This is a genomic window from Flavobacterium solisilvae (assembly GCF_012911605.1).
GTDB classification, from domain to species: domain Bacteria; phylum Bacteroidota; class Bacteroidia; order Flavobacteriales; family Flavobacteriaceae; genus Flavobacterium; species Flavobacterium solisilvae.
This window is the reverse complement of the sequence record NZ_JAAMPT010000115.1, coordinates 1-328: the sequence shown is the minus strand read 5'-3', so window position 1 is coordinate 328 and position 328 is coordinate 1. Positions and strand designations below refer to the sequence as shown.

The 328-nt window shown below is 34.5% G+C and carries 1 rRNA gene; it reads left to right on the top strand.

The window, feature by feature from the left end:
- The first annotated feature begins 182 nt into the window (after positions 1-182).
- Positions 183-291 (top strand): 5S ribosomal RNA (gene rrf / locus G6042_RS00540).
- Positions 292-328 lie beyond the last annotated feature (37 nt).

Here is a 328-nt window from a genome sequence, read left to right as displayed (position 1 = left end):
TAGTACTAATAATCCGTAAGCTTATGTACGTCGCATCTTGTGTCTCGTTTTAATTAATGAGACACAAGAGCAATCTTTCAAAAAAATAAATTTTCTTTATCTCAGTATGTTAAGATATTGTTCTAATTATTAGTTGTTAATTATTAATTAGAAAGTAATTGTCCAAAGCAATTATAACCTTTTAAGGTGGTTATTGCGTCGGGGCTCACCTCTTCCCATTCCGAACAGAGAAGTTAAGCCCGATTGCGCAGATGGTACTGCAATTTGTGGGAGAGTATGTCGCCGCCTTTTTTTATAAAGCCTGTCTATAATTTAGACAGGCTTTTTT